Consider the following 13,964-nt stretch of genomic DNA (forward strand, 5'->3'; position numbering starts at 1 on the left):
ACGTGAGCATCGAGCTGCGCGTCGGCACCTACGACAGTGCCGACGCGCAACTGCTCACGGCCGAGGTCCAGCAGGAGTACGTCCAGCGCTACGGCGGTGAGGGCGACGTCGCGCCGGTCGACACGTCAGAGTTCGACGGGCCCGGCGGCCGGTTCTTCCTGGTCCACGTCGACGGCGTTGCTGCCGCGATGGGCGGCTGGCGGCGGCACGGCGACGACGCGGAGATCAAGCGGATGTACGTCCGCCCGGCCTTTCAGCGCCGTGGACTCGCCCGCCTGGTGCTGGCCGAGCTCGAGCGCACCGCCGCCGCGGTGGGCATCACCCGGTTGATCCTCGAGACCGGGCTCGGCCAGCCCGAGGCGATCGCGCTCTACCGATCCGTGGGCTATGTCGACATCCCCTCGTTCGGCTTCTACGCGGACTACGACGACAGCGTCCACCTCGGCAAGGTGCTGCCGGGGCATAGGCTCACGTCATGACAGTCAGGCGGGTTCAGGGCAGCGAGGTCGAGTACGGCATCGCTGTGCAGGGACAGCCGCACGCCAACCCCATGGTGGCCTCGACCCACGTGGTCAACTCCTACGCCGCGGCGCACGGTCTCACCCGGCGCGCCAGGTGGGACTTCGAGGAGGAGAACCCACTGCGCGACGCCCGCGGCTTCGACCTCAGCCGCGAGGTTGCCGACCCCTCGCAGCTCACCGACGAGGACATGGGCCTGGCCAACATCATCTTGACCAACGGCGCCCGGCTGTACGTCGACCATGCGCACCCGGAGTACTCCAGCCCTGAGGTCACCAACCCGCTCGACGTCGTGCTGTGGGAAAAGGCCGGGGAGAACGTCATGCGGCTGGGTGCCGAGCTTGCGGCCACGATCCCCGGCACGCAGCCGATCGTTCTCTACAAGAACAACATCGACAACAAGGGCTCGTCCTACGGCTCCCATGAGAACTACCTGATGCGTCGGGACGTCCCGTTCGACCAGATCGTCGAGCACCTCACGCCATTCTTCGTGACCCGACAGGTCTTCACCGGAGCCGGGCGGGTGGGACAGAAGCAGGACGGCAGCGTCGACGCGTTCCAGATCAGCCAGCGGGCCGACTACTTCGAGGTCGGGGTGGGCCTGGAGACGACGCTCAAGCGCCCGATCATCAACACGCGAGACGAGCCGCACGCCGATCCGAAGAAGTACCGTCGCCTGCACGTCATCATCGGTGACGCGAACTGCTCGGAAACGGCGATCTACCTCAAGCACGGCACGACCTCGCTCGTGCTGGCCATGATCGAGGCCGGTTTCCTGCAGCGCAGTCTCGCGTTGATCAGGCCGGTCCGCGCGCTGCACGCCATCTCGTGCGACCCGACGCTGACGCACAAGGTCGAGCTCGAGGACGGGCGCACCGTCACGGCGCTGGAGCTGCAGGGGGAGTACCTCCAGCTCGCCAAGGAGTTCGTGGCCCAGGAGGGCTCGGACGAGCAGACCGACGACATCCTCCGCCGTTGGGAGGACGTCCTGGTGCGACTGGCTCGCGATCCGATGGAGTGCGTCCGTGAGCTCGACTGGGTCGCCAAGCTGGCCCTGCTCGAGCGCTACCGCGAGCGTGACGGCCTTGACTGGTCGCACGCCAAGCTGCACCTGGTCGATGTGCAGTATCACGACATCCGACTGCACAAGGGGCTCTACCACCAGCTCGTCCGCACGGGTCGCATGGACAGGTTGCTGACCGAGGACCAGATCGCGGCCGCCGTGACCGACCCTCCGCAGGACACCCGGGCTTACTTCCGGGGCATGTGCCTGGCCCGATTCTCCAAGGACATCGCCGCCGCCTCGTGGGACTCGGTGATCTTCGACCTGCCAGGCCAGGACTCGCTGCAACGGATCCCCACGATGGAACCTTTGCGCGGCACCGCCGAGCACGTCGGCGGGCTGTTCGAGTCCAGCGCGACGGCGAGTGAGCTGTTCGCCGCGATCACCGGCCGCTGACCTGTCGCTGGGTGGAGCGTGTCGAAACCCGTTGCACCCTTTCGACTCGCTCAAGGACCTGGTGAGGCTTTCCGCTATAGGGTGAAGGCATGGCCGAGCAGCAGCACAAGAGCACCCGCAAGTCCAGCGAGCCCGAGGCTCAGGTCGAGACCACCGAGGTCGACACCGAGCGCAAGGAAAAGCTTGACGACGACGTCGACTCGATCCTCGACGAGATCGATGACGTGCTCGAGGAGAACGCCGAGGAGTTCGTCCGCAGCTTCGTCCAGAAGGGCGGCCAGTGATGCTGCCTGACGGCACTCGACTGTCCGAAACCTCCTCCTTCGCCGACTACCTCGCCATCCGGGCTCCGGATCTGTTGCCTTCGGCCCGTCCGAGCGATGCGGGCAGCCTCGTGGGAGTCGCGCACGGCACGACGATCGTCGCCGCAACGTTCGATGGTGGTGTCGTCATGGCAGGTGACCGGCGCGCCACCATGGGCAACGTCATCGCGCAGCGCGACATCCAGAAGGTGTTCCCCACCGACGAGTACTCCTGCGTCGGCATCGCCGGCACCGCGGGCCTCGCGGTCGAGATGACCCGGTTGTTCCAGGTCGAGCTCGAGCACTACGAAAAGATCGAGGGCATCGTACTGTCGACCGACGGCAAGGCCAATCGGCTCTCTGCCCTGATCCGCAACAACCTCGGCATGGCAATGCAGGGTCTCGCGGTGGTGCCGCTGTTCGCGGCGTACGACCTCAATGCCCAGGTCGGCCGCATCTTTGCCTTCGACGTCACCGGCAATCGCAACGAGGAGCGCGCGTTCCACTCCGTCGGCTCCGGCTCGACCTTCGCCCGCGGTTCGCTCAAGAAGCTCTACCGCGAGGGTCTGACCGAGCGCGAGGCGGTCACCGCCACGATCCAGGCGCTCTACGACGCCGCGGACGACGACACCGCGACCGGCGGTCCCGACCTGGCCCGACGGATCTTCCCGATGGTCGGCGCCATCACGGCCGACGGTTACCGTGCCTATCCCGAGGACGAGACCGCGGCGATCGCCGACGAGGTCATCTCCGCCCGCATGGACCGCCCCGACGGCCCCTCGGCCCCCCTGACGTGAGAGGACCGACCCGATGACGCAACCCTTCTACGTCTCGCCCGAGCAGCTGATGAAGGACCGGGCGGACTTCGCCCGCAAGGGCATCAGCCGGGGCCGCAGCGTTGCCGTTGTGCAGTACGACGACGGCATCGTGTTCGTGGCCGAGAACCCGTCGCAGGCCCTGCACAAGATCAGCGAGATCTACGACCGCATCGGCTTTGCCGCGGTGGGCCGCTACAACGAGTTCGAGAACCTGCGGATCGCCGGCGTTCGCCTTGCCGACCTGCGGGGCTACTCCTACGACCGTCGCGACGTCACGGCCCGTGGACTCGCCAACGCGTACGCCCAGACGCTCGGCACGATCTTCTCCTCCGGCGGCGAGAAGCCGTACGAGGTCGAGATCTTCGTGGGCGAGCTCGGTGACGAGGCTTCGCAGGATCAGGTGTACCGGCTGATGTACGACGGCTCGGTCGCCGACGTGCAGGGATTCGGTGTCATGGGTGGCCAGAGCGAGCTCGTCGAGACGTACCTGGGTGAGCACTTCACGCCCGGGATGGTCCTGACGGACGCGATCCGCGTCGCGGTCACGGCGCTGGGTCAGGACGTCGATCCTGCCCGGACCGTCGAGGCCACTTCGCTCGAGGTCGCGGTGCTGACCCGCACGCGCACCCAGCCGCGCAAGTTCCGCCGCCTCAGCGACACCGACGTGCTCGCCGCCCTCGCCACCTGACCCGGCTCTCGGCACAGCAGTCGGTGGCTGAGCGGCCTCTGCCTGCCGGGACAGGCCACTGAGTAACCGATCACGGGCCGGCGTCGCCGCAGTGACAGCGGGTCGGGGGCTTTATCCCGCGCGGTGGACCAGCCCGGACTAGTCTGAACGCATGGACCGGCGGATCTTCGGTATCGAGAACGAGTACGGCGTCACGTGCTCATTCAAGGGCCAGCGCCGACTGTCGCCCGATGAGGTGGCCCGCTACCTGTTCCGCCGCGTCGTGTCGTGGGGTCGCAGCAGCAATGTCTTCCTGCGCAACGGCGCCCGCCTGTACCTCGACGTCGGCAGCCACCCCGAGTACGCCACGCCTGAGTGCGATGACCTGGTCGACCTGGTGACGCACGACCGCGCGGGGGAGCGAATCCTCGAAGGTCTGATGATCGACGCGCAGCAGCGCCTCGCCGACGATGGCGTCGAGGGCGACATCTATCTGTTCAAGAACAACACCGACTCGGCCGGCAACTCCTACGGCTGCCACGAGAACTACCTCGTCAGCAGGCAGGGCGAGTTCAGCAAACTGGCCGACGTCCTGATCCCGTTCCTCGTGTCCCGTCAGATCATCTGCGGCGCGGGCAAGATCCAGCAGACGCCGCGCGGCACGATCTTCTCAGTCAGTCAGCGCGCGGAGCACATCTGGGAGGGCGTCTCGAGCGCTACGACCCGTTCCCGCCCGATCATCAACACCCGCGACGAGCCGCACGCTGACGCCGAACGTTTCCGCCGGCTGCACGTCATTGTTGGCGACTCCAACATGAGCGAGACGACGACTCTGCTCAAGGTCGCGACGACCGATCTCGTGCTGCGCATGATCGAGGGCGGCGTCACGATGCGCGACATGACGCTCGACAACCCGATCCGGGCCATCCGCGAGATCGCCCACGACATGACCGGACGGCGCAAGGTGCAGCTCGCCAACGGCCGGGAGCTGTCCGCGCTGGAGATCCAGGCCGAGTACTTCGGCAAGGCGGCCGAGTTCGTCGACAAGCACGGGCTGCACACGCCGACGATCACCCGGGCTCTGGACCTGTGGGAGCGGACGCTCAAGGCCGTCGAGTCCGAGGACCTGTCGCTCGTCGAGCGCGAGGTCGACTGGGTCATCAAGTACAAGCTGCTCGACCGCTACCGCACGGTGCACGGCCTGAGCTGGGCTGATCCACGCATCGCCCAACTCGATCTGGCCTATCACGACATCCGGCGCGACCGCGGCATCTTCTACCTGCTGGAGAACAAGGGCGCCGTCGCGCGCGTGACGAACGATCTGGACGTCTTCGCGGCCAAGTCCATCCCGCCGCAGACCACCAGAGCCCGCCTGCGCGGAGACTTCATCAAGCGGGCGCAGGAACGCCGCCGCGACTTCACGGTCGACTGGGTCCACCTCAAGCTCAACGATCAGGCGCAGCGCACCGTGCTCTGCAAGGATCCTTTCCGCTCGCACGATGAGCGGGTGCAGCGGCTCATTGACGGGATGTGATGGCCGCGGCCTTGTCCGCTGTCGTTAGGATGATCGACGATCTGTCTCTCCGTCCCTGAAGGTCGTTTCCTGTGCGTCGAATTCTCATCGCAGCTGTTGCTGCTTCCAGCCTCATCCTCGCCGGATGCGGTGGCAGTGACTCCGGAAACGATGGCCTGGACGCCATCAAGGTCAGCTCCGCGAAGAGCCCCAAGGTCACCGTCGCGAAGGGTTACACCGCGACCAAGACCGAGAGCAAGGTCCTCAAGGCCGGCGGCGGCGACAAGCTCGCCAGCGGCGACGCCGTGAAGGTCAACTATGTCGCGGTCAACGGCCGCACGGGCAAGCAGTTCGACAGCTCGTTCAAGACCGAGAAGCCGCTCACGCTGACGCTGGACAAGAACGCCGTGCTGCCGGGATTCGTGGCCGGCCTCGAGGGTCAGACCGTCGGCAGCCGCGTGCTCGTCGCGATCTCGCCCAAGGATGGCTTCGGTCAAGACCAGGACCAGCTGGACATCAAGAAGGACGACACCATGGTGTTCCTCTTCGACATCGTCTCGAAGGTCCCCACGGAGGTCACCGGCACGGCCAAGAAGCTTCCGGCCGACGTGCCGAAGCTCGTGCTCGACGATGACAAGCACCCGTCGAAGTTCACCAAGACCAGCAAGACCGCCAAGAAGATCACCAAGGAGAGCGCGCACATCGTGATCCAGGGCGACGGCGCCGAGATCACCGAGGGCCAGACCCTGACCGCGCAGTACGTCGGCCAGGTCTACCCCGACGGCGAGATCTTCGACGAGTCCTGGTCCAGCTCATCCCGTTCCTTCCAGGTCGGTGCAGGCCAGCTCATCAAGTGCTGGGACGACCAGCTGGTCGGCCAGAAGCTCGGCAGCCGAGTCGTCCTGATCTGCCCGGGCGACAAGGCGTACGGAGACTCCCCGCCGGCTGGCAGCAAGATCGGCAAGGACGACACGCTGATCTTCGCCATCGACTTGCTCGACGCTTCCTGACATCCTCCTGACATGGCCGAGCGCAAGACCGAGAGGTTGATGAACCTCATCTTCGCGTTGCTGGTCAGTCGCCAGTACCTCACGAAGGAGCAGATCCGCGAGTCGATCGCCGACTACCGCGACTCGACGCCCCAGGCGTTCGACCGCAAGTTCGAGCGCGACAAGGAGGAGCTGCGTGAGCTCGGCATCAACGTCGAGATGGGTTCGATCGACAAGTACTTCAGCGACGAGCCGGGATATCGGATTCGGCGCGACGAGGCGGAGCTGCCCGATCTGGAGCTGACTCGCGAAGAGGCCGCCGTGATCGGGCTCGCGACCCAGGTGTGGGAGCACGCAGGACTCGCGAGCGAGTCGACGACCGCGCTGGTCAAGCTCAAGTCGATCGGTGTCGACGTCGACACCAGTGTGCTCCGCATGGCCGAGCCCAAGCTCTCGGCCGACGAGCCGTCGTTCGACGCGATGTGGGACGCCGTCACGCGGCGAATCCCGGTCACGTTCGTCTACGCCCGGCCGAACCGCGAACCCATGACCCGGCACCTCGAGCCATGGGGGATCATCTCGTGGCACGACCGCTGGTATGTCGGTGGATTCGATCTCGACCGCGGCGAGGCCCGAATCTTCCGACTGTCGCGGGTCATCGGCGACGTCGAGAATCAGGGCGCACCGGGCTCGTACGAAGTCCCCGAGGGCACCGACATGAAGGACGTCGCCCGCTCGCTGTTCCCGCCGGCGCCCGAGGAGGCCGCAGTCCTGCGCATCCGCACGGGCCGTGGCCAGTCGTTGCGCCGCCTCGCCGAGAAGGTCACGCCACTGGGCGATGACCTCGACGAGGTCGAGATCCGTTACTCGTCTGCCTGGGAACTTGCCTCCGAGGTCGCCTCGTACGGTCCTGACGTCATGGTCGTGTCCCCGCCCGACGTCCGCGCCGCCGTGATCCACCGGCTCCAGACAGCGGTCCGCGGAACCCTCGAGGCGCCCGCATGAGCCGGTCCAGGCAGCAGGTCATCCGTATGCTCGCGCTCGTGCCCTACCTCCAGGGCAATGACGGTGTCCCGGTCAACGAGGTTGCCGCCGAGTTCGGGGTCACGCCGAAGGTCATCCGAGACGATCTCCGTCTGCTGATGTACACCGGCACGGGCGAGTACGCCGGCGAGCTCATCGACTTCGACCTCACGGCCCTCGAGGTCGACGGAATCGTGCACATCCGCGACGCGGAGTTCATGACGCGGCCGCTGCGGATCAGCACCCGTGAGGGTGTTGCCCTGATCGTGGCGCTGCGCACGCTGCGCGCCTCGGCGAGTGGTTCGGAGCTCACGGTCGTCGACAGCGCGTTGGCCAAGCTCGAGAGCGCGGTCGGCGACACCGTCTCTGCGCCCGTCGACGTCCTGATGGATGAGGTCGATCCCACGATCCACTCCGCGATCGTGCACGCTCTGGCCCAGGGCAAGCGTCTTCAGCTGACGTACGCGACGGTCTCCCGCGACGAGCAGTCCGATCGCGCGGTCGACCCGCGCAGGCTGTTTACCGAGCAGGGCAGGCTTTACCTCGAGGCGTGGTGCCTCAAGGCCGAGGACCTCAGGTTCTTCCGCCTCGACCGGGTCGTCGACGCCCAGCTCACCGATGTCGACGCTCAGGACCACGACGTCAACGAGCGGGACATGTCCGACGGCATCTTCACAGTGGGGGAGGCGACCCCGTACGCGCTGGTCGACCTGCACCCGCGGGCGCACTGGCTGACCGAGTACTACCAGGTCGAGCTCCTCGAGCAGAGCGCCGCGGGCATCTGGCGGGCCAAGCTGTTCGGCGCGGACTGGGCGTGGCTTCGTCGTCTGGTGCTGCGCAATGCCGGATCTGTCACGGTCATCGAGCCCGACACTCTTCGCGCTCACGTGGTTGACGACGCTCGTCTAGCCTTGCAGGCGTACGATGAACGTGAATCGTCCACCAAGGAGTAGCCATGTTCCGCCAGATCGGCCCGACCGAGATCTTGATCGTCCTCGGAGTCGTCCTGCTCCTGTTCGGTGGCAAGAAGCTCCCTGAGCTCGCCCGCGGATCAGGCAAGGCGCTGCGCATCTTCAAGACCGAGGTCAAGGCCCTGCACGACGACGATGACGATGACATCAAGCCTGCGTCGCTCGAGAGCGTCCAGGCCTCGGAGCAGGACAAGAAGCCAGAACAGGGCTGACGCTTGGCGCTTCGGCGCGGCAAGCCCCCGGCATCGGGCGGCACGATGCCGCTCATGGAACATCTGCGTGAGCTGAGACGGCGACTCACGATCGCTACCCTTTCGATCCTGCTCGGCACGATCGTCGGCTGGTATTTCTTCGACCCGATCTTCGATATTCTCAAGGAGCCGTACGAGACCGGCATCGCGAGCCTGCTGACCAGCAAGGACGTCGACGCCAAGATCGTGATCAGCGGCGGCATCGGCACGGCGTTCAGTTTTCGGCTCAAGCTCGCCCTGGTCATCGGCCTGATCCTGGCCAGCCCCGTGTGGATCAACCAGATCTGGCGGTTCGTGCTTCCGGCGCTGCACCGCAGCGAGAAGCGCTGGGCGTACCTGCTGACCGCGACCGGCGTGCCGCTGTTCCTCGCCGGCATCTACGTCGGCTATCTCGTCCTCCCCAAGGGCATCGAGGTCCTGATCGGTTTCGTGCCGAGCTCGATCGATTCGTTGACCTCGCTCAGCGACTACCTCAACTTCGTGCTGCGCACCCTGCTGGTGTTCGGCATCGCCGCCGAGATCCCCCTTGTCGTGGTCATGCTCAACCGGCTCGGTATCGTCAGCGCCGCCCAGCTCGCGCGGGCGCGGCCGTGGACCATCATTGGCATCTTCGTCTTCGCTGCCATCGCGACTCCGAGCACCGACCCCCTGACGATGCTGTTCCTCGCGATTCCGATGGTGATCCTGTACCTGCTGTCCGAGATCATCGCCAAGCTCACGGACCGTCGACGCGGGAAGGCCAAACGCCGCGAGCTCGCCGATGACGAGCTGTCCTCATTGGACGACTGACTCTCTCGAAGCAGCCTCTGGCCCTAGAGTTCTCGCATGCACTACGCGCTCGTCGTCAACCCTGCGTCCGGAAATCGGCGTGGAGTGGCGATTGCCGCGCAGGCCGCTGACCGCCTCGGCAGCGCCGGGCACGTCACGACGAGGATCCAGGGCGAGAACGCTGCGGGGGCTCGCGACCAGCTCAAGCATGCGATCGACACAGGCCTGGACGGGGTCATCGTCGTGGGTGGTGACGGGGCGCTGCACGACGTGCTCGACCACGTCGCCGACACCGACCTCGCCTTCGGGCTGATCCCGGCCGGATCCGGCAATGACACGGCTCGATCCCTCGGAATCCCGGTCAACGACACCGATGCGGCAGTCGATCTGATCGTCGCCGGCCATGTCCGCAGGGTGGACCTCGCACGCACGGGCGAGGCCTATGTAGCCACCGTGATCGCGTCAGGGTTCGACTCCAAGGTCAACGAGCGGGCGAACGCCATGACCTGGCCGCGCGGCAACATGCGCTACAACATCGCCATCCTCACCGAGCTGCGCTCCTTCCAGCCGCTGGAGTTCACACTGACGCTCGACGGCGAGAGGATCCAGCGCGAGGCGATGCTCGTGGCGGTCGGCAACGGTCCGTCGTTCGGCGGTGGACTGCGCATCTGCGAGGGAGCCTCGATCGATGACGGGCTGCTGGACGTCGTGATCATCAACCCGGTCAGCAAGGCCAAGCTCCTGCGGGTGTTCCCGATGCTCTACAAGGGCACCCACACAACCCTGCCCGAGTTCGAGCGTCACCTCGTGCGCGAGGTGACCCTGGCGTCGGCCGGCATCGTGGCGTACGGCGACGGGGAGCGCCTGGGACCGCTGCCGATCACCGCAACCGTCCAGCCCGGTGCACTGCGGGTCTTCGCCCCACCCGTGGCGTGACCGGCGACTCACGGTCTCCCGCGTAGTGTTGCGGCATGAGCTCCCCGGCTGAGAAGTACGCACAATCGCGCGCCAGCAGGGCCTATCCGCACCTCGCCGCGTTCCGCGGCCACTACGACTTCGATCTCGACAGCTTCCAGGTCGAGGCCTGCAAGGTCGTCGAGGACGGTCATGGGGTCCTGGTCGCGGCACCCACAGGGTCGGGCAAGACCCTGGTCGGCGAGTTCGCCGTTCACCTCGCGCTCGAGACCGGTCGCAAGTGCTTCTACACGACGCCGATCAAGGCTCTCTCCAACCAGAAGTTCGCCGATCTGGTCGCGCGCCACGGGGCCGACAACGTCGGCCTGCTGACGGGTGACAACACGATCAACGGCGAGGCACCGATCGTGGTCATGACGACCGAGGTGCTGCGCAACATGCTGTACGCCGGATCGCGCACCCTCAACACGCTTGGGTTCGTCGTGATGGACGAGGTTCACTACCTTGCCGACCGCATGCGTGGTGCGGTCTGGGAAGAGGTCATCATCCACCTGCCCGAGTCGGTGTCGGTGATCTCGCTGTCGGCGACGGTGTCGAACGCCGAGGAGTTCGGCGACTGGCTCACCGAGGTCCGCGGCGACACCCAGACGATCGTCGAGGAGCGTCGGCCGGTGCCGCTGCACCAGCACGTGCTGGTCGGCCGCAAGATGTTCCCGCTGTTCGCCCCGAGCCCCGACGGTGAAGGTGTCGAGGTCAATCCGGCGCTGACCCGCATCGCCCGCGACGACTGGCAGTTCACCCGCATGCACAAGGGCCGCCCGGGCAAGGGCAGCAAGCGTCCGCGCAGCCGCCACCACACCGCGAACCGGATCGAGCTCGTCGGGCGACTCGAGGCCGAAGGGCTGCTGCCCGCCATCTGCTTCGTGTTCAGCCGCGCAGGATGCGCTGCCGCAGTCAAGCAGTGCCTCGACGCGCGGATCACCCTCACGACCCCCGAGGAGCAGGCCGAGATCGGCGCTGTCGTCGACGCCACGTGCTCGCACCTCCCGGAGGACGACCTGCACGTGCTGGGCTTCTATGACTTCCGTGACGCACTGGTCCGGGGGATCGCCTCGCACCACGCCGGCATGCTGCCGACCTTCAAGGAGTGCGTCGAGATCCTGTTCAGCGAAGGTCTGTGCAAGATCATCTTCGCGACCGAAACCCTGGCGCTCGGCATCAACATGCCCGCCCGCTCCGTCGTGATCGAGAAGCTGTCGAAGTGGAATGGCGAGACACATGCCAACATCACGCCGGGGGAGTACACCCAGCTGACCGGGCGCGCCGGCCGCCGTGGGATCGACGTCGAGGGGCACGGCGTCGTGCTGTGGCAGCCCGGCCTCGACCCCAAGCAGGTCGCGGGGCTCGCCAGCACCCGCACCTATCCGCTCAACTCCTCGTTCCAGCCGTCCTACAACATGGCGGTCAACCTCGTGGGCCAGGTGGGTCGCACGATCGCCCGCGAGCTGTTGGAGCAGTCGTTCGCGCAGTTCCAGGCTGATCGTGCCGTGGTCGGGCTGTCCCGTCAGATCCGCAAGGCCGAGGAGGCTCTCGACGGCTATCGCGAGTCCGCCGAGTGCGACCAGGGCGACTTCATGGAGTACGCCTCGTTGCGCCGCGAGCTCAGCGACATCGAGGCCTCGGGCTCGAAGGCCCGCCGAGCCGCAGACCGCGAAGGCATCGTCCAGTCGCTGGTCAAGCTGCGGCCCGGTGATGTGATCGACGTGCCGGTCGGCCGTTGGTCCGGGATCGCCGTGGTCCTGGATCCGGGCCGGACGAGCGACAACGATGGCCCCCGTCCGATGGTGCTGACGGCCAATCGGCACGCTCGCCGGCTGGCGATGGTCGACTTCAACGTGCCCGTCTCACCCATCACGACGATGCGGATCCCCAAGTCGTTCAACCCCCGCAATCCGCAGTCGCGTCGCGATCTGGCCGCCCAGCTCCGGAGCCGCTCGGACGGGGTGGCGTACCAGCATGACAAGGCTCAGCGGAGCCAGGTCTCGAGCGAGGATCCACGGATTGCGGCAATCCGGGAGAAGCTGCGCGACCACCCGTGCCACAGTTGTCCCGATCGTGAGTCACACGCCCGGTGGGCCGAGCGCTATCTCAAGCTCGAGCGCGACACGACCAACCAGCGCAATCGCATCGAGTCCCGCACCAACACCGTCGCCCGCCAGTTCGACCGGGTCTGCGAGGTGCTCGACGTCCTGGGCTACCTCGACGGCGACGAGGTTACGGTCGACGGCAAGAAGCTGCAGCGGCTGTACAGCGAGCTCGACCTGTTGGTCAGCGAGTGCCTGCGTGGGGGCGTGTGGGACGGTCTGGACGCGTCCGAGCTGGCGGCCGCGATCAGCGGTCTGACCTTCGAGTCGCGCAATGCCGATGATGCTCCGGCCCCGCGGCTGCCGACCAAGGAGGTCCGCGCCGTCGCAGGCACCATGACCGACCTGTGCACCGGGCTGCAGCAGCTCGAGCGCGAGCACCGGGTCAAGTTCTTGCACCAGCCCGACTTCGGCTTCGCCCAGGCGGTCTGGCAGTGGAGCAATGGCGCATCGCTGGACGACGTGCTCGGTGAGATGGAGCTTGCCGCCGGTGACTTCGTGCGGGCGATGAAGCAGCTCATCGATGTCGTCGCGCAGGTCGCCGACGCAGCCGGTCCCGGCCCCCTGCGCGACACCGCCCGAGAAGCCCTGGACAACCTCCGCCACGGCGTCGTGGCGTACACCAGCATCGCCGGCTAGCGCTGGGACTGAAGCGCAGTCAGGATGCGGTCGACCGCCCCGCCGAGTCCCCACGTCTCGCCGAACGTACGGAAGGCCTGCTCCTGCACGGGGCCGGTCCGCACTTCGAGGTCGCACGCGTCGCGCTTGACCGCCACGACGGTGCGGGCGGCCTCGACGTAGTCGAGTGAGTCCAGCAACGACTGTCGCACCCGCGGCTTGATCGAGGAGGTGGGGTCGGCGGCCGCGCGCAGGATCCCGTCGATGTCACCGAACTCGGCCAGCAGCACGGCCGCGGTCTTGTCGCCGATGCCGGCGACGCCGGGCAGGCCGTCGGATGCATCGCCGCGCATCACGGCGAAGTCGACGTAGCTTGCGGCGTCGATCGCGTACTTGGCGCGGATCCACGCGTTGTCGACGACGTCGTGGTTGGACACGCCGCGGGCGACATAGAGCACCCGCACATCGCGTTCGTCATCGACGAGCTGGAACAGGTCGCGGTCGCCCGTCACGATGTCGACCGGTCCGTCCCACGTCGATGCGAAGGTGCCGATGATGTCGTCTGCCTCAGCGCCGGCGGCCCCCACGACAGGAACGCCCAGAAGCCCCATGGCCTCCGCGATCAGTGGAACCTGCGGACCGAGCAGACCACCCGTGGTGTCCGCCTCCGCACCGGCGTCGTCGAGCCGTTGCGTCTTGTAGGTGGGGATCAGGTCGACCCGCCACTGCGGACGCCAGTCGTTGTCCCAGCACGCCACGATCGCATCGGACTCGTACTGGGTGGACAGCGTGGAGGTGAAGTCCAAGATGCCGCGCAGCGCATTCACGACCGTGCCGTCGGGTGCCTTGAGCGTGTCGGGGAGACCGAAGAAGGCCCGAAAGTACAGGCTCGCAGAATCCAGCAGGAGCAGTCGACCAGATGCCATGGCCATGAGCCTAGACCGTGCGGCCGACATGGTCGGATCGGCGCCACCGTGTCCAGGGCATGGTGGCGCCGATCCTTTCCA

General features: G+C 66.8%; 14 protein-coding genes. 13 read left to right on the forward strand and 1 reads right to left on the reverse strand.

Annotation, left to right across the window (positions count from 1 at the left end):
• Positions 1-2 precede the first annotated feature (2 nt).
• The 13 genes from C6I20_RS06910 (at position 3) to C6I20_RS06970 (ending at position 12,978) form a co-directional block, all read left to right on the forward strand.
• Complete coding sequence (locus tag C6I20_RS06910; RefSeq protein WP_254052281.1) at positions 3-479, forward strand: GNAT family N-acetyltransferase; 477 nt, start codon at positions 3-5, stop codon at positions 477-479.
• Positions 476-1,978 (forward strand): depupylase/deamidase Dop, encoded by a 1,503-nt coding sequence (gene dop, locus C6I20_RS06915; protein WP_118395286.1) that lies wholly within the window; start codon positions 476-478, stop codon positions 1,976-1,978. Before C6I20_RS06910 ends, dop begins: the two co-directional genes overlap by 4 nt.
• A gap of 89 nt (positions 1,979-2,067) precedes the next feature.
• Positions 2,068-2,262, forward strand: coding sequence for a ubiquitin-like protein Pup (locus tag C6I20_RS06920; protein WP_118395287.1), 195 nt, complete (start codon positions 2,068-2,070; stop codon positions 2,260-2,262).
• Positions 2,262-3,077 carry a proteasome subunit beta gene (gene prcB, locus C6I20_RS06925; RefSeq protein WP_118398690.1) on the forward strand — a complete coding sequence of 272 codons (816 nt, stop codon included), beginning with the start codon at positions 2,262-2,264 and terminating at the stop codon, positions 3,075-3,077. Before C6I20_RS06920 ends, prcB begins: the two co-directional genes overlap by 1 nt.
• A gap of 13 nt (positions 3,078-3,090) precedes the next feature.
• On the forward strand, positions 3,091-3,786 hold the full coding sequence (gene prcA / locus C6I20_RS06930; RefSeq protein ID WP_118395288.1) for a proteasome subunit alpha: 696 nt from the start codon (positions 3,091-3,093) through the stop codon (positions 3,784-3,786).
• 151 nt (positions 3,787-3,937) lie between these two features.
• Positions 3,938-5,299 carry a Pup--protein ligase gene (gene pafA / locus C6I20_RS06935; protein ID WP_118395289.1) on the forward strand — a complete coding sequence of 454 codons (1,362 nt, stop codon included), beginning with the start codon at positions 3,938-3,940 and terminating at the stop codon, positions 5,297-5,299.
• Between the two features lie 71 nt (positions 5,300-5,370).
• Positions 5,371-6,288, forward strand: coding sequence for an FKBP-type peptidyl-prolyl cis-trans isomerase (locus C6I20_RS06940; protein ID WP_118395290.1), 918 nt, complete (start codon positions 5,371-5,373; stop codon positions 6,286-6,288).
• Between the two features lie 12 nt (positions 6,289-6,300).
• Positions 6,301-7,272 carry a YafY family protein gene (locus C6I20_RS06945; RefSeq protein ID WP_118395291.1) on the forward strand — a complete coding sequence of 324 codons (972 nt, stop codon included), beginning with the start codon at positions 6,301-6,303 and terminating at the stop codon, positions 7,270-7,272.
• Positions 7,269-8,243 carry a YafY family protein gene (locus C6I20_RS06950; RefSeq protein ID WP_118395292.1) on the forward strand — a complete coding sequence of 325 codons (975 nt, stop codon included), beginning with the start codon at positions 7,269-7,271 and terminating at the stop codon, positions 8,241-8,243. Before C6I20_RS06945 ends, C6I20_RS06950 begins: the two co-directional genes overlap by 4 nt.
• A gap of 2 nt (positions 8,244-8,245) precedes the next feature.
• A complete protein-coding gene (gene tatA, locus C6I20_RS17605; protein WP_118395293.1) occupies positions 8,246-8,473 on the forward strand; it encodes a twin-arginine translocase TatA/TatE family subunit in 228 nt (75 codons plus the stop codon).
• A gap of 54 nt (positions 8,474-8,527) precedes the next feature.
• The gene (gene tatC / locus C6I20_RS06960; protein WP_254052282.1) at positions 8,528-9,301 is read left to right on the forward strand and encodes a twin-arginine translocase subunit TatC; all 774 of its coding nucleotides are present in this window, start codon (positions 8,528-8,530) and stop codon (positions 9,299-9,301) included.
• Positions 9,302-9,337: 36 nt separating this feature from the next.
• Entirely contained in the window at positions 9,338-10,216 is an 879-nt protein-coding gene (locus C6I20_RS06965; protein WP_118395294.1) for a diacylglycerol kinase family protein, read from the forward strand.
• A gap of 35 nt (positions 10,217-10,251) precedes the next feature.
• The gene (locus tag C6I20_RS06970; RefSeq protein ID WP_118395295.1) at positions 10,252-12,978 is read left to right on the forward strand and encodes an RNA helicase; all 2,727 of its coding nucleotides are present in this window, start codon (positions 10,252-10,254) and stop codon (positions 12,976-12,978) included.
• Here C6I20_RS06970 and C6I20_RS06975 read toward each other — a convergent pair.
• Positions 12,975-13,883 (reverse strand): 5'-3' exonuclease, encoded by a 909-nt coding sequence (locus C6I20_RS06975; RefSeq protein WP_118398694.1) that lies wholly within the window; start codon positions 13,881-13,883, stop codon positions 12,975-12,977. The two genes, C6I20_RS06970 and C6I20_RS06975, sit on opposite strands and share 4 nt — an antisense overlap.
• Between the last annotated feature and the right edge of the window lie 81 nt (positions 13,884-13,964).

The sequence above is a fragment of the Aeromicrobium sp. A1-2 genome (assembly GCF_003443875.1).
Classification (GTDB): Bacteria; Actinomycetota; Actinomycetes; order Propionibacteriales; family Nocardioidaceae; genus Aeromicrobium.

Coding starts and splice junctions, on each gene's coding strand:
- dop (WP_118395286.1), top strand. CDS start 476: ATGACAGTCAGGCGGGTTCAGGGCAGCGAGGTCGAGTACGGCATCGCT.
- C6I20_RS06920 (WP_118395287.1), top strand. CDS start 2,068: ATGGCCGAGCAGCAGCACAAGAGCACCCGCAAGTCCAGCGAGCCCGAG.
- prcB (WP_118398690.1), top strand. CDS start 2,262: ATGCTGCCTGACGGCACTCGACTGTCCGAAACCTCCTCCTTCGCCGAC.
- prcA (WP_118395288.1), top strand. CDS start 3,091: ATGACGCAACCCTTCTACGTCTCGCCCGAGCAGCTGATGAAGGACCGG.
- pafA (WP_118395289.1), top strand. CDS start 3,938: ATGGACCGGCGGATCTTCGGTATCGAGAACGAGTACGGCGTCACGTGC.
- C6I20_RS06945 (WP_118395291.1), top strand. CDS start 6,301: ATGGCCGAGCGCAAGACCGAGAGGTTGATGAACCTCATCTTCGCGTTG.
- C6I20_RS06950 (WP_118395292.1), top strand. CDS start 7,269: ATGAGCCGGTCCAGGCAGCAGGTCATCCGTATGCTCGCGCTCGTGCCC.
- tatA (WP_118395293.1), top strand. CDS start 8,246: ATGTTCCGCCAGATCGGCCCGACCGAGATCTTGATCGTCCTCGGAGTC.
- tatC (WP_254052282.1), top strand. CDS start 8,528: ATGGAACATCTGCGTGAGCTGAGACGGCGACTCACGATCGCTACCCTT.
- C6I20_RS06965 (WP_118395294.1), top strand. CDS start 9,338: ATGCACTACGCGCTCGTCGTCAACCCTGCGTCCGGAAATCGGCGTGGA.
- C6I20_RS06970 (WP_118395295.1), top strand. CDS start 10,252: ATGAGCTCCCCGGCTGAGAAGTACGCACAATCGCGCGCCAGCAGGGCC.
- C6I20_RS06975 (WP_118398694.1), bottom strand. CDS start 13,883: ATGGCATCTGGTCGACTGCTCCTGCTGGATTCTGCGAGCCTGTACTTT.